This is a genomic window from Glycomyces sp. NPDC046736 (genome assembly GCF_040645615.1).
Classification (GTDB): domain Bacteria; phylum Actinomycetota; class Actinomycetes; order Mycobacteriales; family Micromonosporaceae; genus Glycomyces.
This window is the reverse complement of sequence record NZ_JBEYYO010000026.1, coordinates 1-21,879: the sequence shown is the minus strand read 5'-3', so window position 1 is coordinate 21,879 and position 21,879 is coordinate 1. Positions and strand designations below refer to the sequence as shown.

Sequence of the window (21,879 nt, the reverse complement as noted above, 5' to 3'; positions counted from 1 at the left end):
CGCACCGGACTCGGCGGAGCGCCGTCCGCCCCTCCCCGCCGCCTTCACCCCGCAATCGCCGAGGATCCCAGCTTGACCACCGAAGCGCGCCGAATCCAGTTGCAGGACAACCTGAACCGGACGCGCGAGGCCATCGCCGCCGCGTGCGCCGAGGCCGGGCGCGACCCCGAGTCCGTGCGACTGGTCGTCGTCACCAAGAACTTCCCCGCCGCCGACGCGGCCGCCCTGACCGCGCTCGGCCAGACCGATCTCGGCGAGAACCGCGACCAGGAGGCCGCCCCCAAGGCCGCCGACCTCGCCGCCCGCGGCCTCGATCCCGTGTGGCACTTCGTGGGCCAGCTTCAGCGCAATAAAGCCCGTTCCGTGGCGTCCTATGCCGACTGGGTCCACTCGGTCGACCGGGTCCCGCTCGTCGACGCGCTCGCGAAGGCCGCGGCCGCTCACGGTCGCACCGTGAACGCACTCGTTCAGGTGAGCCTCGACGGCGACACTTCGCGCGGCGGGGCCACGATCGCCGATCTCGGGGCCGTCGCCGAGCGGATCGCGGCGTCCCCGGGGCTCGCGCTCAAAGGCGTCATGGCCGTCGCCCCGCTCGGATGGAAACCGGCCGAGGCCTTTGCGCTGCTTGCCGAATGCTCTGCCACCGTCCGAAGTGTGGACTCCGGTGCCACCGAGGTGTCGGCGGGCATGAGCGGCGACTTCACCGCCGCCATAGCGGCAGGGGCCACAATGGTCAGACTGGGCAGAAACGTGCTCGGCGAACGTGAACCGATGGCGTAAGGTATGGCGGTAATGAGAGCTTTGCCGCAGCCTTCGGCTGACGAGTCGAGCAAAAACACATCCGTGTAAGGAGTCGGCGCTAGGATGAGACCGCGTACCTGACTCAAGCAGGGGCGGCCCCAGGGAGGGAGCACGATCGATGGGCGCGATGCGGAAGGCAGGCATCTGGCTCGGCCTCATCGAGGACGAGGACGATCGCGGCTACAGCAACGGTTACGAGGAGAGCGACGAGTTCGCCGAGGAGCAGCGACCGCCGACGCGGGTGCGGGGCGCGCAGCGCACCACCGGCAGGGTCGGCCGCACCGGCGAGGACCGGCGCCCGGTCGAGGACCGCAACCCCGTCCGCCAGCTCAACCGCGGCTCGGGTTCGGTCACGCCGTTGACCCGGGACAACCTCGCCCTGGCCGAGCCCGCTCCGGTGCGGCCGGTCCCGGCCGAGGAGGAGGCTCCGGCGAGCTACCGAATCACCACGCTGCACCCGACGACCTACAACGAGGCGCGGACGATCGGCGAGCGCTACCGGGACGGCACCCCGGTGATCATGAACCTCTCGGAGATGGAGGAGGCCGACGCCAAGCGCCTGGTCGACTTCGCCGCGGGGCTGATCTTCGGCACCAGGGGCTCTTTCGAGCGGGTCACGAACCGTGTGTTCCTGCTCTCGCCGCCACACGTTCAGGTGACGGCCGAGGACAAGGCGAAGATCGCCGAGGGCGGGTTCTTCAGCCAGCCGTGACCGGACGATAGACTCCAGACCGTGAACCTGGCAATGCAGTTGATCTATCTGGCGCTCTTCGCCTTCTACCTGTTCCTGCTCGCTCGCCTGGTGTCCAGCGTGGTCCTCCAGTTCTCCCGCCGCTGGGAGCCGGGCCCCCGTTCGGCGGCGGTCCTGGAGACGGTCTACAGCGTGACCGACCCTCCCCTGAAGGGGTTGAGGAAGGTGATGCCCCCTCTCAGGCTTGGTAGTGTATCGATTGATCTGGCGTTCCTGGCGCTGCTCCTCGGCACGTGGATCCTGATGGAATTCGTCATCGGGAGACTCATCCGGTAGCGACGCGGGGCGGGGGGTGCGAAGCACGGTTATCGTGTCGAGTGGCCTTGTGCGCCAGGCGAACACTGAGAAGGAGTTTCGAATGCCGCTGACCCCAGCCGACGTTCACAACGTCACGTTCAAGAAACCCATGCTCGGAAAGCGCGGATACGACGAGGACGAAGTCGACGGTTTCCTCGATGAGGTCGAGCGAGAGCTCGCGCGCCTCAGCGACGAGAACGGCGAGCTTCGGGCTCAGCTCGAGAGCCTCCGCGCCGGTGCTCCCCCCGGAGCAGCCGACCACGCCGAGATGGCCGCCGCACTCGACCGGGTGCAGCGAGAGAAGCACGCGATGGAGCAGCAGCTCCAGGAGCTCGATGGCGAGCTGCACGAGATGCACCAGCAGATGGTCGCCTCGCAGCAGCAGGCCCAGCAGCTCCAGCAGGAGCTGAGCCAGCGCGGCCCGCAGCAGGACGGCCCCGCCGCTCCCGCCGCCGGCGGCGAGCAGGAGGCCCTGCGTCTGCTCATGGTCGCCCAGCGCACCGCTGACGAGCACTTGGAGGACTCCCGCCGGGAGGCCGACACCCTGCTCTCGGAGGCCCAGCGCGAGGCCCAGACGATGGTCTCCGAGGCGCAGCGCGACTCGCAGACGATGGTCTCCCAGGCCCAGCGCGAGTCCACCACGATGGTCTCCGAGGCCCAGCGCGACTCCGAGACGATGGTCGCCGAGGCGCGTGCGCAGGCCGAGGACCTGGTGGGCCAGGCCCGCGACAAGGCCGAGCGCATGGAGATGGAAGCCGAGCAGGAGCGCCAGAAGGTCATCGGCCAGCTCGAAGACTCCCGGACCTCGCTGCTGCACAACATCGAAGAGCTCAAGACCTTCGAGCGCGAGTACCGCACGCGCCTGAAGCTCTACCTGGAGAGCCAGCTGCGCGACCTCAACGGCCAGCAGAGCCGCAGCGAGGACGAGGCCTTCGAGGAGGCCCCGCAGCAGACCCCCTCCGAGCGCACCGGGGCCCGGTCCGCGTTCGTGATGCAGGGCGGGCGCGGGTAGCGACCCGCTCGTGATCGGGTTCTCCCACCCCGGGCCATAACCTGAACGGGGATCGCCTCGTTAGTCATGGATGAGCGGGTGAGGGCGCCGCGCGCTGCTCGCAGCGGCACGGCCGCCCTCACCGCCATACCAGACTCAGCCGCGGTCCTCACGGTCCGCGATGGCACGCGCGAGGCCCCCTCGCGCAGGGGAGGACACGACGTGATCGTCAGCAGCCTGCTGATCCTCGTCACCGCGGCGACCTTGCTGGTCGTCGGCATGATCACCGGCAACAACAGTCTCCTGGTCTCGTCCATCGCGGCGAGCCTGGCGGCCGGGGTCGCCCTCTACGTGGGCATTCGCGCGCGCGGCGCGGCGCGCCCCCGGGTCGGCGGGCACACCCGCGGCCCGCAGCGCCGCGTCGGCGACGACGACACCCAGCAGTTCAAGCGGATCGGCCTCGACGACACCCCGACCACCGAGCTGCCGCTCATCGAGGGCCGGATCTTCGACCCCACCGACTACGCGGTCGACCGCGACCCCGAACTGCGGTTCGAGGACGCCCCGCCGCGCCAGTCCCGCGGCGAGGGCCGGGTCAGCCACCGGGCACCGGAGGCCGACGAACCCACCGAGCAGCGCATGTCCAGCGTCGAGTCCGCGGCGCTGATGCGCCTGGACACGGAGGTCGCGGTCGTGGACGGGCGGCCCCGGTTCCACCACACGGCGTGCTCGCACCTCCACGGCCGCGAGCACGAGCCGCTGCCGGTGGCCGAGGCCCTCGAACTGGGGTTCACCCCGTGCGGTCTGTGCGAACCGGTCTCGCGCCTGCTCATGGCCCCCGTGGCGGGCCGCTGAGCACCGGCGTCGGGTCCGAGCGCGAGGCGCGCGGGCCCGCGGTCGCTCACTCGGTGTCCGGACACAAGTTCCCGAAGTAATTGACCTCATTGCAGGTCTTGCGTATCCTGTGTGCTTAATTGCGCGGCAGGGCCCCGCCTCGGCGGGACCTGACGCGCATTGTCCTCGTTTCGACGAGGTCGCCGGGAGTGCGTGATTTCAGGAGCCGCGATGCCGAACGCCCGAGGTGGGCCGCAACCGCGATTCCGGCGTGCCCCGGGGCCATCGGAACCCGAGCCGAGATACCCCTCCAGAGGCGCGTCATGACTCCAGCGAAGAAGACCCAACCGACCGCGAAGAAAGCGGCCAAGAAGGCCGTCGCGAAGAAGACCGCCACCAAGAAGAGCGCCGTCGAAGGCGGTGCCGCCAAGAAGGCAGCGAAGAAGACCACAGCGAACGGTGCGAAGAAGGCCGTCAAGAAAGCGGTGAAGAAGACCGCGAAGGCCGCCGTACCCGCGCCCGCGTCGGCCGAGGCCGAGCCGCATCAGCTCCGCACCGAGAGCGAGCAGACCGAACTGCGGGCCGCGCTCAAGGAGCGGCTGGACGAACTCGTGGCCGAGCAGCAGCGCTACACCGACTCGATCGCGGTGGCCCAGCGCGAGCGGCTCAGCGACACCGCCGGGGACGACCAGGTCGACTCCGGTTCCAAGACCGTCGAGCACGAGCACGAAGTGGCCGTGGCCGGCGCGATCTCCGAGCGCATCCGGCAGGTCAGCCACGCCCTCGAACGGCTCGACGAGGGCGAGTACGGCTTCTGTGAGAAGTGCGGCAAGCCCATCCCGGCGGCGCGTCTGGCCGCGTTCCCGTCGGCTACCCTCTGCGTCAGTTGCAAACAGCTTGAGGAGCGACGCTGAGCGAGGACACGCAGCCCGAGACCGCCGGAGACGGCGACTCGGGGACCGACGAACACACCCCACATAAGCGCAGGCCGGCCCTGACGGCGGCGGCGCTGCTCATCGCCGCGTTCGCGATCGGCCTCGACCAGTGGACGAAGGTCCTGGCCGAGGCCAATCTCGACCCCCGCGAACCGGTGCGCATCCTCGGCGGGCTCATCTACCTGAGCCTGACGTGGAACTCCGGCGCGGCGTTCAGCCTCGGCGCGGGATACACCTGGATCTTCACCATCGCGGCCTCGGCGGTGACGGTCTTCCTGATCTTCCTGTCGACGCGCATCCGCTACCCGGCCTGGGCGCTCGCGATCGGGCTGGTGCTCGGCGGGGCGGCCGGGAACCTCATCGACCGGCTGTTCCGCTCGCCCTCGGACATCGCCGACATCACGAACGGCAGTTTCGGCCAAGGGCACGTGGTGGACTTCATCTCCGCGTTCAAGCCCTTCGGCGAGGCGTTCGCGATCTTCAACCTGGCCGACTCGGCGCTGTGCTGCGGCGTGGTGCTCATCGTGCTCCTGGAGCTGACCGGGCACGGGTTCTCCCCGGAGTCACGCAAGGCGAACGACGCAGAGAAGGTGACGCCGGAGCGGTCGAACGAGGCGCGGCCCTCGCAGAAGCCCGCCTCGTCGAAGCAGGCGGACTCGACCGAGGACGAGGGCGCCGCGAGCGAGGTCGAGGCATGAGCGACGCGGCGCGCCAGTCCCGGGCGCTGCCGGTGCCCGAGGGCTTCGAGGGCCAGCGGATCGACCAGGTCGTCTCGCGGCTGCTCGGTCTGTCGCGGACCACGGCCGCCGAGCTGGTCGCGGCCGGCGACGTCACGATCGACGGCGCGGCGTGCGCGACCAAGTCCGAGCGGGTGACCGCCGGGGCCTGGCTCGAAGTGCTGCTGCCCCCGCCGCCCGAGGACGTGGTCGCCAAGGCCGCCGAGCCGGTCGAGGGCCTCGACGTGGTCTTCGACGACGACGACATCGTGGTGGTCATGAAGCCCGTGGGCGTCGCGGCCCACGCGAGCCCGGGCTGGTCGGGCCCGACCGTGACCGGCGGCCTGACCGCCGCCGGGTACCGGCTCTCGACCCACGGCCCCGACGAGCGCCAGGGCATCGTCCACCGTCTCGACGTGGGCACCTCCGGCCTCATGGTCGTGGCCAAGAGCGAGCTGGCCTACTCAGAGCTCAAGCGCGCCTTCAAGGAGCGCCGCGTTTCCAAGCGCTATCGCGCGGTCGCGCAGGGGCATCCCGACCCGCTGTCGGGGACGGTGGACGCGCCGATCGGGCGCCATCCGAGGCACGACTACAAGTGGGCCGTGGTGGCCGACGGCAAGCCGAGCGTGACCCACTACGACACGATCGAGGTCTTCCCGGGCGCGTCCTTGATGGACCTCGGCCTGGAGACCGGGCGCACGCACCAGATCCGCGTCCACTTCTCGGCCCTGGGCCACCCGCTCGCCGGGGACCTCACCTACGGCGCCGACCCGGTCCTGGCCGAGCGTCTGGGCCTGACCCGGCAGTGGCTCCACGCCTACCGCCTGGAGTTCGCGCACCCGGCGACCGGCCGCGCGGTCACCTTCACGAGTGATTACCCCGAAGACCTCGCGACGGCCCTGGCGCGGTTGCGAGCCGATCAATAGGCAGCCACTAGACTGGAGTCCGGCGTCCTCCCCGACGGGGCGGAGGGCGCGGCGCGCCCCTCCCATCGGGCCGCTCCTCCCGCGATTCGCAAGCTAGCCCTGAAGAATCATTGTGTTCTAATAGTCGCGGGTGGTGACGGCGTCCGTACGGGGACGCGCAGACAGCCGTGGTGACGCTCGCGCCCCACGGGCTGATCCGGTCGAGAGGAGGTTGCCAGTGAACACGCCCGAAGCTTGGAACAACGATCGATCCGACGGGTCCAGGTGGCAGAAGCTGTTGGGCCGCGGACGCGGTCGCACCGGCGGTTCGCAGCACTCGCCCTCGCCGCCGCCGCGCGAGGCCTACCCGCCGCCGCAGCAGCCGCAGGCCGGGCCGCCTCCGGGGCAGGCCTACAACTCGGTGCCGACCGCGGGCCGCCGTCCGCCGGTGGCCACCCAGACGCCGCCGAGCACCGCGCAGATCAACCGGCCGCGCCCCCAGCAGGGGCTCCCGCCGCAGCAGCGCCGCCAGAGCCCGCCCGCCGTCGAACCCAGCCCTGTCGCGCTCCAGCGTCTGCGCCGCGACCTCGGCCGCAGCCGCGTCATCGCGTTCATCAACCCCAAGGGCGGCGTCCACAAGACCACGGCCACCGTGCTCTCGGCCGCCGCGATGGGCACCGCCCGCGACGGCGGCGTGATCGCCTGGGACGACAACGAACTGCGCGGCACGCTGGGCCTGCGCGCCGGTTCGGCCCGCCACGGGCGCACCATCCGCCACCTCGTGGAGCACCTCGACCAGGTCGAGGCCGCCGGGGTCCACCTGCCCGAGCACCTCGACGAGTTCCTGCGCCATTCGGCGGACGGCTCGTTCGACGTGCTCGCCGGGGACGAGGACCCCAAACTCCAGCGCAAACTCGACCCGACCACGGTCCTGCGGGTGCTCGACATCCTCACCCGCACCCACAAGATCGTGTGCATCGACACCGGCAACAACGTGGAGTCCCCGAACTGGCGCACCGTGGTCTCCTCGGTGGACCGGCTCGTGGTCACCACGGTGCCCCGCGAGGACGCCGCGTTCTCCGCGGACTGGATGCTCGACCACCTCGAAGAGGGCGGCTACGGCAACCTCGTCAAGAACGCGGTCACGCTCCTGTCGATGCCCACCCCGAACCCGGGCCCGCTGCTGACCGACCTGCAACGGCACTTCGCGCAGCGCACCCGCGCGTGCGCGGTGGTGCCCTACGACCCGTCGCTGGAACCGGGAGCGAAGATCGAGTTCTCGGCGCTGCGCCCCGAGACCCGCGCGGCCTGGTTCGAGGCCGCGGCGACCATCGTCGACGGACTCTAGCCAACACAGTTGTCGGGGAGGCCTTCGGCGACGCCCGGCGAGCGGGCACACCGACGCCGAAACCACCTCACCGAGGACCTCCGTACCCGCTCCAACGGCGAGACCGGCTGGACCCCAGGCGCTTCGCTTCCCTGGGGCCCACATCCCCGCCGTCCCCTGGCGCCGCTGTGGCAGGATTCTGGGCGTGACTGACGACGCCGAGCGCACCGTTGACCTCAGACCCGATCAGCCCCGGGACCCGGCCTCGGACCCGCACGTCTACGGCCGCACCGGCCGCCTCGGCTCGCCGCGCACGATCGGCCGCGACCTGCTCACCGCCGCCGCGCTCGCGGTGGTCCTCACCGCGCTCGGCTTCCCGTTCGCGATGCTGTGGCAGACCGTCACCCCCCGCGTCGAGTACCGGGTCCTCGACGGCGGCTGGACCTCGGTCGACACCTACCCCGAGGCCTACGTCCAGGCCGACCTGATCTTCGCCGGGATGGGCCTGGTCCTGGGCATCGTCGCGGCCGTCATCGCCTGGAACACCCTGCGCGAGCGCCGCGGCCCGGTCATGCTTCTGGGCCTGGTCGTGGGCTCGATCGCGTGCCAGGTCGCGGCCTGGCAGATCGGCGCGCACGAGTGGCAGCGGTTCTGGGAGTCGATGGAACGCGTCCCGGTCGGCGCCCACACCTGGCGCCCGCCCTCGGTCCTGTTCGTCGAACTCGACCCCGGCGCGGCCTGGGCCGCGCTGAAGGTCGGCGATGTCACAACCGCGCTCGACTCGCTCCAGTTGGGGGCGCTCGCGGTCATGGCACTCGCCGCCACCTTCACTTACACCGTCTGCGCCGGTTGGTCACGTCGGCCCAGCCTTCGAACGGACGCTCCCGAATAGCGGTATGCCCTTTGACCTGGAAATGCGGGCAACTACGCTTGGGGCGTGCTCAGACGCATCGACCTTTCAGGAGAAGTCGCCGGTTACCCGGCCCGCGCCCTGCGCGAGCTGATGCCGCGCGCCGCGTTCGACGTGAACGAGGCGCTGCGGACGATCCAGCCGCTCGTGGACGACATCGCCGCCCGCGGGACCGCCGCGGTCGTCGAGGCCGTCGAGCGGTTCGACGGGGTCCATCTGGAGCACCTGCGCGTCCCCGAAGCCGCCATCAAGCACGCCGTGGCCGCGCTCGACCCCGAACTGCACCGCGCCTACCGCACCTCGATCGAACGCGTGCGCGCCGCGCACGAGGCCCAGCGCCTCCCCGAGGTCGTCACCGAGCTCGCCCCCGGCGGCACGGTCACCGAGCGGTACCTGCCGGTCGGCCGCGTGGGCCTGTACGCGCCCGGCGGCCTCGCTGTGCTCGCGTCCTCGGTCATCATGAACGCCGTCCCGGCCCAGATCGCCGGGGTCGGCTCGGTCGCTCTGGCGAGCCCCGCGCAGCAGACCAACGGCGGCCTGCCCGACGAGGGCATCCTCGCCGTCGCGGGCCTCCTGGGCATCGACGAGGTCTACGCCGTCGGCGGCCCCGCCGCGATCGCCATGTTCGCGTACGGGACCGACGAGTGCGAACCGGTCGACATGATCACCGGCCCGGGGAACATCTACGTCACCGCCGCCAAGCGGGCCGTGCGCGGCCTGGTCGGCATCGACGCCGAGGCCGGGACCACCGAGATCGCCGTCATCGCCGACGCCACGGCCGACCCGGCCCACGTGGCCGCCGACCTCATCAGCCAGGCCGAGCACGACCCGGCCGCCGCCTCGGTGCTGATCACCGATTCGGCCGCCCTGGCCGACGCGGTGGACGCCGAGCTCGAACGGCGCGTGCCCGCTGCCCGCCACTCGGGGCGCATCGCGACCGCGCTCGCGGGGGAGCAGTCGGGCACGATCCTCGTGGCCGACCTCGACGAGGCCGTGGCCGTCGCCGACGCCTACGCCGCCGAGCACCTGGAGATCCAGACCGCGAACGCCCGCGAGCTGGCGCTGCGGGTCCGCAACGCCGGGGCGATCTTCGTGGGCGCGTATTCGCCGGTGTCCCTCGGCGACTACTGCGCCGGTTCGAACCACGTGCTGCCCACCGGCGGGTGCGCGCGCCACTCGGCGGGCCTGTCGGTCCACACGTTCCTGCGCGGCGTCCACATCGTCGACTACTCGCGCGAGGCGCTCGAAGCGGTCGCGGCCGACGTGGTCGCGTTCGCCGAGTCCGAGGACCTGCCTTCGCACGGCGAAGCGGTCACGGCGAGGTTCGCATGAGCGAGATCGAGAACCTGCTCCGCGAGGACCTGAGGGGCCGCTCGCCCTACGGCGCGCCGCAGCTCGACGTCCCGGTGCAGCTGAACACCAACGAGAACGCCTACCCGATCCCCGACGACGTGGCCGCCGTGGTGGCCGCATTTCTCGAACGGGAGCTGCGGGGCCTCAACCGCTATCCCGACCGCGACGCTCTGGCGCTGCGCGAGGACCTGGCGGCCTATCTCGGGCACGGCCTCACCGCGGGCCACGTGTGGGCCGCCAACGGCTCCAACGAGATCCTCCAGCAGCTCCTCCAGGCCTTCGGCGGCCCGGGGCGCACCGTGCTGGGCTTCATGCCCTCGTATTCGATGCACCCGCTGCTGGCGCGCGGCACCGGCACCGCGTTCGTCGACGCCGGACGCGAGGACGACTACTCGCTCAGCCCCGTGTACGTGCGCGAGGCGATCGCCGAGCACGACCCGGACCTGGTCTTCCTGGTCTCGCCGAACAACCCGACTGGGACCGCGCTCGACGCCGAGGTCGTCGAGGCCGCCTACGCGGCCGCGCGCGGCATCGTCGTCATCGACGAGGCCTACGCCGAGTTCGCCCGCGACGCGGCCTCGACCGCGCTGGGCCGCTTGGCGGGACGCCCGCGCCTGGTGGTCACCCGCACCCTGAGCAAGGCCTTCGCGTTCGCCGGGGCCCGCGTGGGCTACCTCGCGGCCGATCCCGAACTGGTCGAGAAGCTCTTGCTGGTGCGGCTGCCGTACCACCTGTCGAGCCTCACCCAGGCCGCGGCGCGGGGCGCGCTCGCGTGCGCCGCCCGCCTCCAGTCCGAAGTGGACGAACTCAAGCACCAGCGCGACAGGATCGTGAAGAACCTGCGCGCCAAAGGACTCCCGGTGGCCGACTCCGACGCGAACTTCGTGCTCGTGGGCGGCCTGGCCGACGCCGCTGCCGTGTGGCGCGCGATCCTCGACGAAGGCGTCCTCATCCGCGACGTGGGCCTGCCCGGCCGCCTGCGGATCACCGCCGGGACCGAGGAGGAGACCGCCGCCGTGCTCGACGCGTTCGACACCGTGATCAGGCAGCGGCCCGAACTCTTCGACAGAGCCGCTGAACAGCGACAGGAGCAACAACCGTGAGCCGCACCGCGCACATCGTCCGCACCACCGGTGAGACCAGCGTCGACGTCTACGTCGACCTCGACGGCACCGAAGGGACGGTGGAGATCGCCACCGGAGTCGGCTTCTACGACCACATGCTCAACCAGCTGGGCAAGCACGGCGGGTTCGACCTCAAGATCGCCGTCAAGGGCGACCTGCACATCGACTCCCACCACACGATGGAGGACACCGCGATCGCGCTCGGACAGGCCTTCGCCGAGGCCCTGGGCGACAAGGCCGGCGTGGTCCGCTTCGCCGACGCCTCGGTGCCCCTGGACGAGGCCCTCGCGCGCGCCGTGGTCGACCTGTCGGGCCGTCCGTACATGGTCCACGACGAGCCCCTCGACATCGCGCCGATGATCAACACCGACTACCCGACCTCGATGACCCGCCACATCCTGGAGTCCTTCGCCCACCACGCGCGGATCTGCCTCCACGTGAGCGTGCTCCGCGCGGCCAACCCCGGCCAGAAGCCCGACGCGCACCACGTCATCGAGGCCCAGTTCAAGGCCCTCGCTCGGGCGCTGAAGTACGCCACGCGCATCGACGGCACCGACATCCCCTCCACCAAGGGCGTGCTGTGAGCACCGCCGGACCGATCCTCCTGATGGCCCTCGCGGGCATCCTCCTCGGCGGCTCGCTGAGCCTGCGCAAGTCCGAGAAGTACGTCGCCGCGATCATCGTCGCCGTGGTCGCGCTCGCCGCGTTCTGCGGCGGGATCTACCTCCTGTACGGCTGAGGGGCATGACATGACCAAACCCGTCGTCGCCCTGTTCGACTACGGCTCGGGGAACCTCCGCTCGGCCTTCCGCGCCCTGGAGCGGGCCGGAGCCGACGTCGAGCTCACCAGCGAGCTCGACCTGGCCCGCCGCGCCGATGGGCTCGTGGTGCCCGGCGTGGGCGCCTACGCCGCCTGCATGGAGGGCATCCTCAAGAGCGGCGTCGACGCGGTGATCCGCGACAGGGCCGCCGCCGACGCCCCGGTGCTGGGCATCTGCGTCGGCGAGCAGGTCCTGTTCGAGTCCGGCGTCGAGCACGGCGTCGAGACCCGCGGCGTGGGCGTCCTCGAAGGCCGCGTCGAACTCGTTCGCGCCCAGCGGATTCCGCACATGGGCTGGAACACCGTCGAGGCCGACGCCGGGATGCGCCTGTTCGCCGGGATCGACCCGGCCGAGCGGTTCTACTTCGTGCACTCGTACGCGGCCAAGGCCGTCCCGCCCGGCGCGCTCGGCGCCCTGGCCTTCCACGGCGAGCCGATCGTGGCCGCCGTCGAGCGCGGGGCCGTGGCCGCCACCCAGTTCCACCCAGAGAAGTCCGGCGACGCCGGAGCCGCCCTGCTCGCCAACTGGATCGAAGGACTCAGATCGTGACCCACCTGCAACTCCTGCCCGCCGTCGACGTCACCGGCGGCAAGGCCGTCCAGCTCGTCCAGGGCGTGGCCGGTTCCGGCAAGCAGTACGGCGACCCGCTCGAAGCGGCGCTCGAATGGCAGCGCCAGGGCTCGGCGTGGCTGCACCTGGTCGACCTCGACGCGGCCTTCGGGCGCGGCTCGAACCACGAGCTGCTCGCCGAGGTCGTATCGAAGGTCGACATGCAGGTCGAGATCTCCGGCGGCATCCGCGACGACGAGACCCTCAAGCGCGCCTTGGACTCTGGGGCACGCCGCGTCAACATCGGCACCGCGGCCCTGGAGAACCCCCAGTGGTGCGACCGGATCTGCGGCGAGTTCGGCGACCGGGTAGCGATCGGCCTCGACGTCAAGGGCGACCGCCTGGCCGCGCGCGGCTGGACCCGCGAGGGCGGCGAGCTGTTCGCCACGCTCGAACGCCTGGAGCGCGCCGGGTGCGAGCGCTACGTGGTGACCGACGTGAACAGCGACGGGATGCTCTCGGGCCCCAACCTCGACCTGCTGCGCTCGGTCTGCGCGGCCACCGACAAGCCGGTGATCGCCTCCGGCGGAGTGTCCTCACTGGACGATCTGCGCGCGCTGGCCGGTCTCACCGGGATCGGCGTGGAGGGCGCGATCGTGGGAACGGCGCTGTACGAGCGTAACTTCACGGTCGCTGAAGCGTTGAACCTGTTGCAGGGAGTGTAGACACGGGGGAGGCGCGCATGGCGTTGGTCGAACGGGTTCCGGAGACCGGTGAATGGGCGCAGCTCTACGGCTACTCGCGCGCCGTGGCGGTGGGGCCGCTCGTGGTCACGAGCGCCTGCACCGCTGACGTGGCCGCGCGCCCCCATCTGGAGGGTGACCCGGCCGAGCAGGCCCGCGAGGCCTTCCGCACCGCGCTCGACGCGATGGTTCGCGCGGGCGCGGGTGTCTCCGACGTGGTGCGCTCGCGCCTCTATGTGACCGACCCGGCCCACGCCGACCCGGTGGGCCGGGTCCACGGCGAGTTCTTCGGCGTCGTGCGGCCCACGGCCACGGTCGTCATCGTCACCGGCCTGTTCCACCCGGGCCAGCTCGTGGCCGTCGAACTTGAAGCGTTCCGCGCTTGGCGCGACATCGACTGACGATCCTGTGCGGCTGAACGATCGTTCAGTACTATGGGCCGTGAGCCGAACCGCAGGCTCGCCGACTTCGCCAAAAGTGAGGTGTCACCGTGGACGCAGACGAGATCGCCGAAGGCCGGGAGCGCTGGGCCAAGCGCTACGCGTCGGCCGCAAAGCGAGAGGCCGACTTCACGACCCTGTCGGGTCTGGAGGTCGAACCCGTCTACGGCCCGCCCGAGGGCGCGAACGATCCGCGCATGGCCCGCATCGGCTGGCCCGGGGAGTTCCCCTTCACCCGCGGCCTCTACCCGACCGGCTACCGGGGCCGGGCCTGGACGATCCGCCAGTTCTCCGGTTTCGGCAACGCCGAGCAGACCAACGAGCGCTACAAGATGCTCCTGGGCGCGGGCGGCGGCGGGCTCTCCGTCGCGTTCGACATGCCCACCCTGATGGGCCGCGACTCCGACGAGCCCGAGTCGCTCGGCGAGGTCGGGCACTGCGGGGTCGCGATCGACTCCACCGCCGACATGGACCGGCTCTTCGACGGGATCGGCCTGGGCGGGGTCACCACCTCGATGACGATCTCGGGGCCGGCGATCCCGATCTTCTGCATGTACCTGGCCGCGGCCGAGCGCCAGGGCGTGGACATCTCCACGCTCGACGGCACGCTCCAGACCGACATCCACAAGGAGTACATCGCGCAGAAGGAGTGGCTGTTCCCGCCCGAGCCGCACCTGCGCCTCATCGGCGACCTCATGGAGTACTGCGCCGAGCACATCCCGCGCTACAAGCCGCTCTCGGTCTCGGGCTACCACATCCGCGAGGCCGGTTCGACCGCCGCGCAGGAGCTCGCGTTCACCCTCGCCGACGGCTTCTCCTATGTGGAGCTGGGGCTCTCGCGCGGGATCGACGTGGACGTGTTCGCCCCCGGGCTCTCGTTCTTCTTCGACGCGCACATCGACTTCTTCGAGGAGATCGCCAAGTTCCGCGCCGCCCGCCGCATCTGGGCCAAGTGGCTGCGCGACGTCTACGGCGCCAAGACCGAACGCGCCCAATGGCTCCGCTTCCACACCCAGACCGCCGGGGTCTCCCTGACCGCGCAGCAGCCCTACAACAACGTGGTGCGCACCGCCGTGGAGGCGCTCGCGGCCGTCATGGGCGGCACGAACTCGCTGCACACCAACGCCCTCGACGAGACCCTCGCGCTGCCCACCGAGCAGTCGGCCGAGATCGCGCTGCGCACCCAGGCGGTGCTGCGCGAGGAGACCGGCGTGGTCAACGTCGCCGACCCGCTCGGCGGCTCGTGGTACGTCGAGGCCCTGACCGACAAGATCGAGGCCGAGGCCGAGGACCTGTTCCTCCAGATCCTCGCGCTCGGCGGCGAGACCGGCGAAGATCCGGCTGCGATCGCCCGCGAGGCCGCTGAACGCCACGAGATCGGCCCGGTCACCTCAGGCATCCTGCGCGGCATCGAGGACGGCTGGTTCAACGCCCAGATCGCCGAGGCCGCGTTCACCTACCAGCAGCAGCTCGAAGACGGCACGAAGCACATCGTGGGCGTCACCAAGCTCCACGACACCGTGACCCCCGACCTGGAGATCCTGCGGATCTCCGGCGAGGTCGAGCAGGGCCAGAACGCGATGCTCGCCGAGCGCCGCGCGGGCCGCGACAACGCCGCGGTCGAACGGGCGCTGGCCGAGATCATCACGGCCGCAAAGGGAACGACCAACCTGATCGGCCCCATCCTGGACGCGGCGCGGGCCGAGGCCACCCTGGGGGAGATCTGCGGGGCGCTTCGCATCGAGTGGGGCGAGTACCGGGAGAACACCGCGATCTGACCGTTTCGGTTGCGCTGCATACGTTCGGCAGATGAGCGGCGAGTGCGAGGTTTGCGGCTGCCTACCACCGGGTAACCGCAATTCAAGCGTCACGTCCATCGGGAGTTCTCCGCCCGAATGCGTCATACATACTTCTTTGTGAAGATTTTTCCGGTTTGAATCTTGCCTCAAGCGCGCAGACCGTCCTACACTCAGAGGAGTCAGAAGCCCTTCGGGGTTTACATGCTTCAAACCGATGTCCTGAACGGACAGGAGGGCGATCGCATGGCAGACAAGAATGCAGAAGCCAAACGCAAGAGCTCGAACGAGTACGAGCACCTCGCCCCGCTGTTCGCGGAGCTGGCGGCCCTCGACGAGGCCGACCCGGCCCGGGCCGAGGTCCGCGAGCGGCTGGTCACCGGCCACCTCCCCTTGGCCGAGCACATCGCGCAGCGGTTCTCGGGCAAGGGCATCGCGAAGGACGACCTCGTGCAGGTCGCTTCGGTGGGCCTCATCCACGCGGTGGACCGCTTCGATCCCGACAAGGGCTCGGACTTCCTCTCCTACGCCGTCCCCACGGTGATGGGGGAGGTGCGCCGCCACTTCCGCGACACGAGCTGGCCCATGCGGGTCCCGCGTCGCCTCCAGGAGCTGCGGATCGCACTCAACCAGGCGGGCGGCGAGCTGTCGCAGCGCCTTGGCCGTCCGCCGACGGACGCGGAGATGGCCGAGCACCTCGACATCTCCGAGGTCGAGGTCCAGGAAGGCTACGAGGCCCGCCAGGCCTACCGGGCGGTCTCGCTGGACGAGCCGCCGGGCGCCGACGGCGACCGGCCCGCGCTGGCCGACTCGGTGGGCGAGGAGGACGCGGCGCTCGAGCTGGTGGAGAACCACGAGTCGCTGGTGCCGCTCATTCAGGAACTGCCGCAGCGCGAACGGAAGATCCTGGCGCTGCGCTACTACGGCGACATGACCCAGACGCAGATCGCCGAGGAGGTGGGGATCTCGCAGATGCACGTCTCGCGGCTCCTCAGCCGCACGCTCGACGACCTGCGCGACGGCATGGAGAAGGCCACTCACTAAGGGGATGCGGGAAGTCGGGGTCGCCGCGAGGCGGCCCCGACGCCGTGCCCGCACCTCGTCAGATCCTATAGGATATATCCTATGCGGTCTTAGACGTCGCGGTCGGCGAGGGCGTCGCGGATCTTGTCGATGTAGCCCACGCCGGGGCCGATCACGAGGTTGGCCGGGGGCCGGTGCGGGGCGTGCGGGTGCGGCCGGGTCGGGGCGAACTCCTTGGCGGCCAGCACTTTGAAGCCCAGGTCCTGAAGCTCCTCCTCGTCGCAGGAGACGCTCAAGAGCGGTAGCAGGTGCGCTTCCTGCTCGTCCAGGTGCAGCCGGATTGCCTCCACGAGCCGGTCCACGAGCCCTTCGAACCGCGCGTCGTCCGGGCCCATGCCTTCGAGTTCCTTCATGAGCGCTTCGGTCTCGGTGTGCGCGGCTATCGCCCGGTCTGCCATCGCGTCCCCATCGGGCACATGCGATCTCGCGGCCGGGTACATGAACTGCTCCTCGGCCACGTTGTGGCGCACCAGCTCTGCGATGAGGTGGTCGACGAGGTCCTTGCGATCCTCGGCGGTCCCGGCGCGGGCCTCCAGGGCCGTGAAGGCGGCCTCGAAGGCGCGGTGGTCGCCGATGACGACCCTGACCAGGTCGGTGTCCTGTTCGGTCTGCATCGATCCTCCATTGCGGTCGTCCCCGTGCCCATCGCGTACCCGGCACTGCCCGCACCTAATCCGGACGCGAAGCAGCGCCCGCGCGAACCCTTGAGCCCCAAGGGAAGCGCGAGCGCCGTCGCCGTGTCAGGACCGGATCGACTCGACCAGCGAGCCCGTGACCGATTCGGGCATCCCCTGCGAGACGTCGGCGAGCGAGATGATGCCCACCAGGCGGCCCTCGTCGATGACGGGCAGGCGGTTGACCTGGTGCTCCTTCATCTTCGCGATGGTGATGTCGACGTCCTCGTTCGCGTCGGCCAGGATCAGGTGCCCCTGCGGGAGCCGGTCCACCGTGTAGGTCTCGGCGTCCTCGCCGGAGGCCATCACCGCGATCACCAGGTCGCGGTCGGTGACCATGCCCTTGAGCTTCTCGTCGCCGACCCCGCAGATCGGCAGGGCTCCCACGTCGAGTTCGGCCATGAGCCGTGCCGCGTTGGCGGCGGTGTCGTCGCTGCGGATGCAGGTGCATCCGGCGTGCATGAGATCGCGAGCGGTCGCCATGCCTGTCATCTCCTTCAGGTTGTGTTCCCCCTCGAACGTGAACAGATTACCCATTTCGGGCGTCTGTTATCGCGGTTCAGGCCATCAATCGCTGCGCGGCCCGCACGATCGCGTCGGCGTCGATCCCCGCCGAGGCCAACTGCTCCGCCGGGCTCGCCGACCCGGGCATCCCGCGCACCGCGAGCTTCGCGAACCGCACGTCCGGCACCTGCCCGGCCACCGCGTCGAGCACCGCGTCACCCAGGCCCCCGACCGGCCAGTGGTCCTCGACGGTGAGCACCCGGCCCGTGTCGGCGGCCGCCTGGCGCACCGCCGGGCCGTCCAAGGGCTTGATCGAATACGCGTCGATCACCCGCACCGGCACCCCGTCCGAAGCCAGCCGCTCGGCCGCCGACAGGGCCTCGGAGACCGTCACGCCCGCGGCCACGATCGCGAGCCGGTCGTGCGGCGAACCCACCAGAGTGCGGCTGCCGCCCACCGGGAACAGCTCCCCGGGCCGGTAGATCACCGGCGTCTCGCCCCGCGTGGTCCGCAGGTACGAGATCCCCGGCAGGTCGGCCATCGTGGCCGTCAGATGCGCGCACTGGTTCGCGTCGCACGGGTACAGCACCACGCTGCGCCACAGCGACCGCATCATCGCCAGGTCCTCCAGGCCCATCTGGCTCGGCCCGTCCGGGCCGATCGAGACGCCCGCGTGCGAACCGGCCACGCGCAGATCCGCGCCGCCGATCGCCGCCATGCGCAAGAAATCGTGCGCGCGGGTCAGGAACGACGCGAACGTCGAGGCGTACGGGACCCACCCCTGCGCCCCGAGTCCCACCGCGGCCGCGATCATCTGCTGCTCGGCGATGTAGCACTCGAAGAACCGGTTCGGGAACGCCTCGGCGAACGCGGCGGTGCGCGTCGAATCGGCCGTCTCGGCATCGACGACCACCACGTCCGGTTCGGCGTCCCCCAGCGCCTCCAGGGCCTTCCCGAACCCGTCGCGTGTGGCCCGCATCGTCCCGACCTCGAACGACGGCAGCTCCAGCGGCTTGCGCTCCCCGCGCTGGCGCGGCGCGTCCGACCGCGGCCCGCTCACCTCCACGTGCAGCTTCCGGTCCCCGCCTAGCTCGGCGATGGCGGCCTCGGCATCCTCCAGCGGCTTGCCGTGCACGCCCTCCCGGTCCTCGACCGCGGCCACGCCACGGCCCTTCCTGGTGCGCGCCAGGATCGCCGTCGGCCGCGAGTCCTCGGCCTCGGCCTGCGTGAGCGCCTGGTCGATCTGGCCCGGGTCGTGCCCGTCGATCTCCAACGTCTGCCAGCCGAAACCGCCGATCCGCGCCGCGTACGCCGCCGTGTCCCACTCGTAGCGCGTCGGCCCGCGCTGGCCGAGCCGGTTCACGTCCACGATGCAGCACAGGTTCCCCACCCCGAAATCGGCCGCGGACGCGAACGCCTCCCACATCGAGCCCTCGGCGACCTCGCCGTCCCCGCACAGCACCCACACCCGCGCCGCCGAGCCCGCCAGGCGCGCGCCCAGCGCCATGCCCACCCCGATCGGCAGGCCCTGCCCGAGCGAACCGGTCGCCGCGTCCACCCACGGCAGCCGCGGCGTCGGGTGCCCTTCGAGGTCGGAGCCCAGCCTGCGGTAGGTGAGCAGGTGCTCGTCGTCGATGGCGCCCGCCGCGCGGTACATCGCGTACAGCAGCGGCGAGGCATGCCCCTTGGCCAACACCAGCCGGTCGTTCCCCGGCAGATCCGGGTTCGCGAAGTCGTAGCGCAGGTGCCCCGACAGCAGGCCCGCCATCAGGTCGGCCGCCGACATCGACGAGGTCGGGTGCCCCGAACCGGCCTGCGCCGTGGCCCGCACCGCGTCCACCCGCAACTGCTGCCCCAACTCGGCGATCGCCGCGTTCCGCTCCTCGATGTCGCTCATACGAGCCTCCGTTCCAGGTAGACGCATTGGCTACCCGCGCCCGAAAGCCCCGAAACAGGTGTCAGCGCCGCCCGCGGGGGTACTCCGGCCACGAGGCGGCGACCGCCGCCGGAGGGGAGTCGCACGCCATGAGCTCGCAACCGATGTCCAGCACCGGCCACCACTGGTGGCAGGCCGCCAGGCGACGCACCACCGCCGTCCAGCAGGGCGCGACCGCGATGGGGTGGGTGCTCCTGCTCCTCGGCGTGGCCGGGTTCCTGCCCCTGTTCACCAGCAACTTCTCCGGCATGGCGTTCGCCGGGCCCGACTCGACCGCCGAACTGTTCGGGGTCTTCTCGGTTTCGGTGCTGTCGAACCTCGTGTTCCTCGCCTTCGGTGTACTCGGCCTGTTCATGGGCTGGGGCGCGGTCGTCTCACGCCGCTACCTGATCGTCGTCGGGGCACTCCTGGCGCTCTTGGGCCTCTACGGGCTCATTGCGACCGGCGGCGCGGACTTCATGCCCGCCAACGCTGCCGCCGGCTGGCTCCACGTCGGCCTCGGACTGGTCATGATCGCGTTCGCGTTCGTGCTGCACCGCAAGCTCCCCAAGGAGAGCGAAGCCCGAGGTGAGGGCGCCTTCGGCGAGACCAACCGCGGCGCGGCCAGGTGAACCGCGGGTTTCCCCGCCGCCGAGCGGGGAATCCCACGCACAGAACCGTGGAGGTGAACGGCCATGCCACAGCGGCAATGGACGAAGAAGGAAGAGCGGCAGTACGACCACATCCGGGAGGAGGCGGAGGAGCGCGGCACCAAGCCGAAGACGGCCAAGGAGATCGCCGCGCGCACCGTCAACAAGCAGCGCGCTCGCGAAGGGAAGACCAAGACCGCGAGCCGCACCTCCACCGAGGACATGTCCTCTGCCAAGCGCGGCGGGCAGCGCTCGCATTCGGGCCCCAAGGGCCGCACCAAGGAGCAGCTGTACCAGGACGCGCGCCGCAAGAACATCGAAGGCCGATCCAAGATGACCAAAGCCGAGCTCGAACGCGCGCTCAAGCGCTGAGCCCGGCGGAGAGAGGTGAGGACATGGAGGTCCGACACGACCCCGAGGCCCGCGCCATGCGCGAGGCCGAACGCGAGCAGCGAGGCGAATGGAGCGGCGCGGGCCGCCGCGCCCGCCGCAGCGACTGGGACGAGCAGGACCACTCCGTGGGTCAGCTCGTGGGCGACCTGACCTCGCAGGTCGCGCACCTGGCCCGCGTCGAAGCGCAACTGGCCGCGCGCGAGATCGCCGACAAGGCCAAGCGCGGCGCGGCGGGCGGCGGCATGTTCGCCGCGGCCGGGACGCTCGCGCTCTACGGCGGAGCCGCGTTCGCGCTGGCCGGAGGGATCGCGCTCGCGCTGGTGTGGCCCGCGTGGCTGGCGGCCCTGGTGATGGGCGCGGCGCTGTTCGCGGTCGCCGGGATCGCGGCGCTGATCGGACGTGGCATGCTGCGCAAGGCCATGCCGCCGCTCCCCGACGAGACGATGGAACACGCCCGGGAGGACGCCCGGGCCCTGCGCGGAAGGATGCACCGATGACGGCTTTCCCCGTGCCGCACAGCACGTCGATCCCGCCCGGCACCGAACTCGTGCCGCCGCCGGGGGTCGGCATGGGCTACCGGCCCGAGGACGCGCGGCCTCCGGCCTCCGAAGAGGAAGGGCAGCTCATGGACCAGCGGACTTGGGCGAAGGGCGACGCCGAGGCGGATCGCCACACCGAGGACGCCGACCGGCACCAGAGCACGGCCGAGCTCCAAGACGAGGCCGAGCACACCCGCGAGCGCCTCAACAGCACGGTCCTGGAGCTGCGCGAGCGGCTCGGCATGGACCCCGACGCCGAGCACGCGCACGGCCTGTTCGCGCCGGTGCGCCGCCACCCGTTCACGGTCGCGGTGGCCGCGGCGGGGGCCGCGACGGCCGCGGTGGTGGGCGTGGCGATCTCGCACGGCCACCGCAAGGAGGCCAAGCGCTCCGCGCGCGAATCGGCCCGGCACGCGACCAATGACGCGCTCATGGCGGCGAGCCAAAGCGGCAAGGCCGCCCGCCGCCGCATGAACACGGCCTTCAACTCGGCCGCGAACCGTATGCGCCGCAAGCGGAATACGAAAGGCCTGACCAAGAGGCTCCGCCGCCTCACCCACCGCTGAGGCGACGCGACGGGTGTGCCGGGGAGCCGCGGCTCCCCGGCACACCCGTGTCCGGGCGAAAGGGTGCTGGGACGGCCGTGTTCTGCGGCGGGGCCGATATGCGAGGCCAAGTCGGGTTCGCAATCGCCCCCGGTTCAAATGATCGCGCGAGGGACCGACACTCGTCGCCGCCCGCCGCCCGCCGCCCGCCGCCCGCCGCCCGCCGCCCGCCGCCCGCCGCCCGCCGCCCGCCGCCCGCCGCCCGCCGCCCGCCGCCCGCCGC

General features: G+C 71.1%; 26 protein-coding genes. 23 read left to right on the top strand and 3 right to left on the bottom strand.

Annotation, left to right across the window (positions count from 1 at the left end; all coding sequences use genetic code 11):
* Positions 1 to 72 precede the first annotated feature (72 nt).
* The 19 genes from AB0B28_RS21035 (at position 73) to AB0B28_RS20945 (ending at position 16,337) form a co-directional block, all read left to right on the top strand.
* On the top strand, positions 73 to 780 hold the full coding sequence (locus tag AB0B28_RS21035; RefSeq protein WP_360124086.1) for a YggS family pyridoxal phosphate-dependent enzyme: 708 nt from the start codon (positions 73 to 75) through the stop codon (positions 778 to 780).
* 139 nt (positions 781 to 919) lie between these two features.
* Positions 920 to 1,513: a cell division protein SepF gene (gene sepF, locus AB0B28_RS21030; protein WP_360124083.1), complete on the top strand. Its 594-nt coding sequence runs from the start codon at positions 920 to 922 to the stop codon at positions 1,511 to 1,513.
* A 33-nt stretch (positions 1,514 to 1,546) separates the two neighbouring features.
* Positions 1,547 to 1,828 (top strand): YggT family protein, encoded by a 282-nt coding sequence (locus AB0B28_RS21025; protein ID WP_360124197.1) that lies wholly within the window; start codon positions 1,547 to 1,549, stop codon positions 1,826 to 1,828.
* Between the two features lie 82 nt (positions 1,829 to 1,910).
* Positions 1,911 to 2,861: a DivIVA domain-containing protein gene (locus AB0B28_RS21020; protein ID WP_360124080.1), complete on the top strand. Its 951-nt coding sequence runs from the start codon at positions 1,911 to 1,913 to the stop codon at positions 2,859 to 2,861.
* Positions 2,862 to 3,062: 201 nt separating this feature from the next.
* Positions 3,063 to 3,695 (top strand): hypothetical protein, encoded by a 633-nt coding sequence (locus AB0B28_RS21015; RefSeq protein ID WP_360124077.1) that lies wholly within the window; start codon positions 3,063 to 3,065, stop codon positions 3,693 to 3,695.
* A 464-nt stretch (positions 3,696 to 4,159) separates the two neighbouring features.
* Entirely contained in the window at positions 4,160 to 4,588 is a 429-nt protein-coding gene (locus AB0B28_RS21010) for a TraR/DksA family transcriptional regulator (RefSeq protein WP_360124194.1), read from the top strand.
* Positions 4,585 to 5,307, top strand: coding sequence for a signal peptidase II (lspA, locus tag AB0B28_RS21005; protein ID WP_360124191.1), 723 nt, complete (start codon positions 4,585 to 4,587; stop codon positions 5,305 to 5,307). Before AB0B28_RS21010 ends, lspA begins: the two co-directional genes overlap by 4 nt.
* The gene (locus AB0B28_RS21000; RefSeq protein ID WP_360124074.1) at positions 5,304 to 6,251 is read left to right on the top strand and encodes an RluA family pseudouridine synthase; all 948 of its coding nucleotides are present in this window, start codon (positions 5,304 to 5,306) and stop codon (positions 6,249 to 6,251) included. The genes lspA and AB0B28_RS21000 overlap by 4 nt, the downstream gene beginning before the upstream one ends.
* Before the next feature lie 217 nt (positions 6,252 to 6,468).
* The gene (locus AB0B28_RS20995) at positions 6,469 to 7,578 is read left to right on the top strand and encodes a chromosome partitioning ATPase (RefSeq protein ID WP_360124071.1); all 1,110 of its coding nucleotides are present in this window, start codon (positions 6,469 to 6,471) and stop codon (positions 7,576 to 7,578) included.
* A 184-nt stretch (positions 7,579 to 7,762) separates the two neighbouring features.
* Positions 7,763 to 8,449 (top strand): DUF2567 domain-containing protein, encoded by a 687-nt coding sequence (locus AB0B28_RS20990; protein WP_360124068.1) that lies wholly within the window; start codon positions 7,763 to 7,765, stop codon positions 8,447 to 8,449.
* A gap of 111 nt (positions 8,450 to 8,560) precedes the next feature.
* Positions 8,561 to 9,799, top strand: coding sequence for a histidinol dehydrogenase (gene hisD, locus AB0B28_RS20985; RefSeq protein ID WP_360124188.1), 1,239 nt, complete (start codon positions 8,561 to 8,563; stop codon positions 9,797 to 9,799).
* The gene (locus tag AB0B28_RS20980) at positions 9,796 to 10,923 is read left to right on the top strand and encodes a histidinol-phosphate transaminase (protein ID WP_360124065.1); all 1,128 of its coding nucleotides are present in this window, start codon (positions 9,796 to 9,798) and stop codon (positions 10,921 to 10,923) included. Before hisD ends, AB0B28_RS20980 begins: the two co-directional genes overlap by 4 nt.
* Entirely contained in the window at positions 10,920 to 11,528 is a 609-nt protein-coding gene (gene hisB, locus AB0B28_RS20975) for an imidazoleglycerol-phosphate dehydratase HisB (RefSeq protein ID WP_360124062.1), read from the top strand. The genes AB0B28_RS20980 and hisB overlap by 4 nt, the downstream gene beginning before the upstream one ends.
* Positions 11,525 to 11,683: a hypothetical protein gene (locus tag AB0B28_RS20970; protein WP_360124059.1), complete on the top strand. Its 159-nt coding sequence runs from the start codon at positions 11,525 to 11,527 to the stop codon at positions 11,681 to 11,683. Before hisB ends, AB0B28_RS20970 begins: the two co-directional genes overlap by 4 nt.
* 10 nt (positions 11,684 to 11,693) lie before the next feature.
* Positions 11,694 to 12,314 (top strand): imidazole glycerol phosphate synthase subunit HisH, encoded by a 621-nt coding sequence (gene hisH / locus AB0B28_RS20965; RefSeq protein ID WP_360124056.1) that lies wholly within the window; start codon positions 11,694 to 11,696, stop codon positions 12,312 to 12,314.
* Positions 12,308 to 13,039 (top strand): bifunctional 1-(5-phosphoribosyl)-5-((5-phosphoribosylamino)methylideneamino)imidazole-4-carboxamide isomerase/phosphoribosylanthranilate isomerase PriA, encoded by a 732-nt coding sequence (gene priA, locus AB0B28_RS20960; protein ID WP_360124185.1) that lies wholly within the window; start codon positions 12,308 to 12,310, stop codon positions 13,037 to 13,039. The genes hisH and priA overlap by 7 nt, the downstream gene beginning before the upstream one ends.
* Positions 13,040 to 13,056: 17 nt before the next feature.
* Positions 13,057 to 13,458 (top strand): Rid family hydrolase, encoded by a 402-nt coding sequence (locus tag AB0B28_RS20955; protein ID WP_360124053.1) that lies wholly within the window; start codon positions 13,057 to 13,059, stop codon positions 13,456 to 13,458.
* Between the two features lie 89 nt (positions 13,459 to 13,547).
* Positions 13,548 to 15,275, top strand: coding sequence for a methylmalonyl-CoA mutase family protein (locus AB0B28_RS20950; protein WP_360124050.1), 1,728 nt, complete (start codon positions 13,548 to 13,550; stop codon positions 15,273 to 15,275).
* A 264-nt stretch (positions 15,276 to 15,539) separates the two neighbouring features.
* A complete protein-coding gene (locus AB0B28_RS20945) occupies positions 15,540 to 16,337 on the top strand; it encodes a SigB/SigF/SigG family RNA polymerase sigma factor (RefSeq protein ID WP_360124047.1) in 798 nt (265 codons plus the stop codon).
* An 89-nt stretch (positions 16,338 to 16,426) separates the two neighbouring features.
* Here the strand turns inward: AB0B28_RS20945 and AB0B28_RS20940 are convergent, their stop codons facing one another.
* The 3 genes from AB0B28_RS20940 to AB0B28_RS20930 all read right to left on the bottom strand — a co-directional run bounded on the left by AB0B28_RS20940 (position 16,427) and on the right by AB0B28_RS20930 (position 19,451).
* Entirely contained in the window at positions 16,427 to 16,990 is a 564-nt protein-coding gene (locus AB0B28_RS20940; RefSeq protein ID WP_360124044.1) for a hemerythrin domain-containing protein, read from the bottom strand.
* A gap of 126 nt (positions 16,991 to 17,116) precedes the next feature.
* The gene (locus AB0B28_RS20935) at positions 17,117 to 17,533 is read right to left on the bottom strand and encodes a CBS domain-containing protein (RefSeq protein ID WP_360124041.1); all 417 of its coding nucleotides are present in this window, start codon (positions 17,531 to 17,533) and stop codon (positions 17,117 to 17,119) included.
* 76 nt (positions 17,534 to 17,609) lie between these two features.
* On the bottom strand, positions 17,610 to 19,451 hold the full coding sequence (locus tag AB0B28_RS20930; RefSeq protein ID WP_360124038.1) for a transketolase: 1,842 nt from the start codon (positions 19,449 to 19,451) through the stop codon (positions 17,610 to 17,612).
* 128 nt (positions 19,452 to 19,579) lie between these two features.
* Here AB0B28_RS20930 and AB0B28_RS20925 point away from each other — a divergent pair, with 128 nt between their 5' ends.
* The 4 genes from AB0B28_RS20925 (at position 19,580) to AB0B28_RS20910 (ending at position 21,617) form a co-directional block, all read left to right on the top strand.
* Positions 19,580 to 20,101 (top strand): DUF4383 domain-containing protein, encoded by a 522-nt coding sequence (locus tag AB0B28_RS20925; RefSeq protein ID WP_360124035.1) that lies wholly within the window; start codon positions 19,580 to 19,582, stop codon positions 20,099 to 20,101.
* 63 nt (positions 20,102 to 20,164) lie between these two features.
* Complete coding sequence (locus AB0B28_RS20920) at positions 20,165 to 20,491, top strand: plasmid stabilization protein (protein ID WP_360124032.1); 327 nt, start codon at positions 20,165 to 20,167, stop codon at positions 20,489 to 20,491.
* A gap of 23 nt (positions 20,492 to 20,514) precedes the next feature.
* A complete protein-coding gene (locus AB0B28_RS20915; RefSeq protein WP_360124029.1) occupies positions 20,515 to 21,009 on the top strand; it encodes a phage holin family protein in 495 nt (164 codons plus the stop codon).
* Positions 21,006 to 21,617 carry a hypothetical protein gene (locus tag AB0B28_RS20910; RefSeq protein WP_360124026.1) on the top strand — a complete coding sequence of 204 codons (612 nt, stop codon included), beginning with the start codon at positions 21,006 to 21,008 and terminating at the stop codon, positions 21,615 to 21,617. The genes AB0B28_RS20915 and AB0B28_RS20910 overlap by 4 nt, the downstream gene beginning before the upstream one ends.
* Positions 21,618 to 21,879 lie beyond the last annotated feature (262 nt).

Excerpts from the sequence above, each read along its gene's own strand:
- AB0B28_RS20980 (WP_360124065.1), top strand. The coding sequence starts at position 9,796 with ATGAGCGAGATCGAGAACCTGCTCCGCGAGGACCTGAGGGGCCGCTCG.
- AB0B28_RS21020 (WP_360124080.1), top strand. The coding sequence starts at position 1,911 with ATGCCGCTGACCCCAGCCGACGTTCACAACGTCACGTTCAAGAAACCC.
- AB0B28_RS20935 (WP_360124041.1), bottom strand. The coding sequence starts at position 17,533 with ATGGCGACCGCTCGCGATCTCATGCACGCCGGATGCACCTGCATCCGC.
- AB0B28_RS20915 (WP_360124029.1), top strand. The coding sequence starts at position 20,515 with ATGGAGGTCCGACACGACCCCGAGGCCCGCGCCATGCGCGAGGCCGAA.
- AB0B28_RS20945 (WP_360124047.1), top strand. The coding sequence starts at position 15,540 with ATGGCAGACAAGAATGCAGAAGCCAAACGCAAGAGCTCGAACGAGTAC.
- AB0B28_RS20955 (WP_360124053.1), top strand. The coding sequence starts at position 13,057 with ATGGCGTTGGTCGAACGGGTTCCGGAGACCGGTGAATGGGCGCAGCTC.
- AB0B28_RS20940 (WP_360124044.1), bottom strand. The coding sequence starts at position 16,990 with ATGCAGACCGAACAGGACACCGACCTGGTCAGGGTCGTCATCGGCGAC.
- sepF (WP_360124083.1), top strand. The coding sequence starts at position 920 with ATGGGCGCGATGCGGAAGGCAGGCATCTGGCTCGGCCTCATCGAGGAC.
- hisD (WP_360124188.1), top strand. The coding sequence starts at position 8,561 with ATGCCGCGCGCCGCGTTCGACGTGAACGAGGCGCTGCGGACGATCCAG.
- AB0B28_RS20920 (WP_360124032.1), top strand. The coding sequence starts at position 20,165 with ATGCCACAGCGGCAATGGACGAAGAAGGAAGAGCGGCAGTACGACCAC.
- AB0B28_RS20910 (WP_360124026.1), top strand. The coding sequence starts at position 21,006 with ATGACGGCTTTCCCCGTGCCGCACAGCACGTCGATCCCGCCCGGCACC.
- AB0B28_RS20925 (WP_360124035.1), top strand. The coding sequence starts at position 19,580 with ATGAGCTCGCAACCGATGTCCAGCACCGGCCACCACTGGTGGCAGGCC.
- hisH (WP_360124056.1), top strand. The coding sequence starts at position 11,694 with ATGACCAAACCCGTCGTCGCCCTGTTCGACTACGGCTCGGGGAACCTC.
- AB0B28_RS21025 (WP_360124197.1), top strand. The coding sequence starts at position 1,547 with ATGCAGTTGATCTATCTGGCGCTCTTCGCCTTCTACCTGTTCCTGCTC.
- AB0B28_RS21000 (WP_360124074.1), top strand. The coding sequence starts at position 5,304 with ATGAGCGACGCGGCGCGCCAGTCCCGGGCGCTGCCGGTGCCCGAGGGC.
- AB0B28_RS20930 (WP_360124038.1), bottom strand. The coding sequence starts at position 19,451 with ATGAGCGACATCGAGGAGCGGAACGCGGCGATCGCCGAGTTGGGGCAG.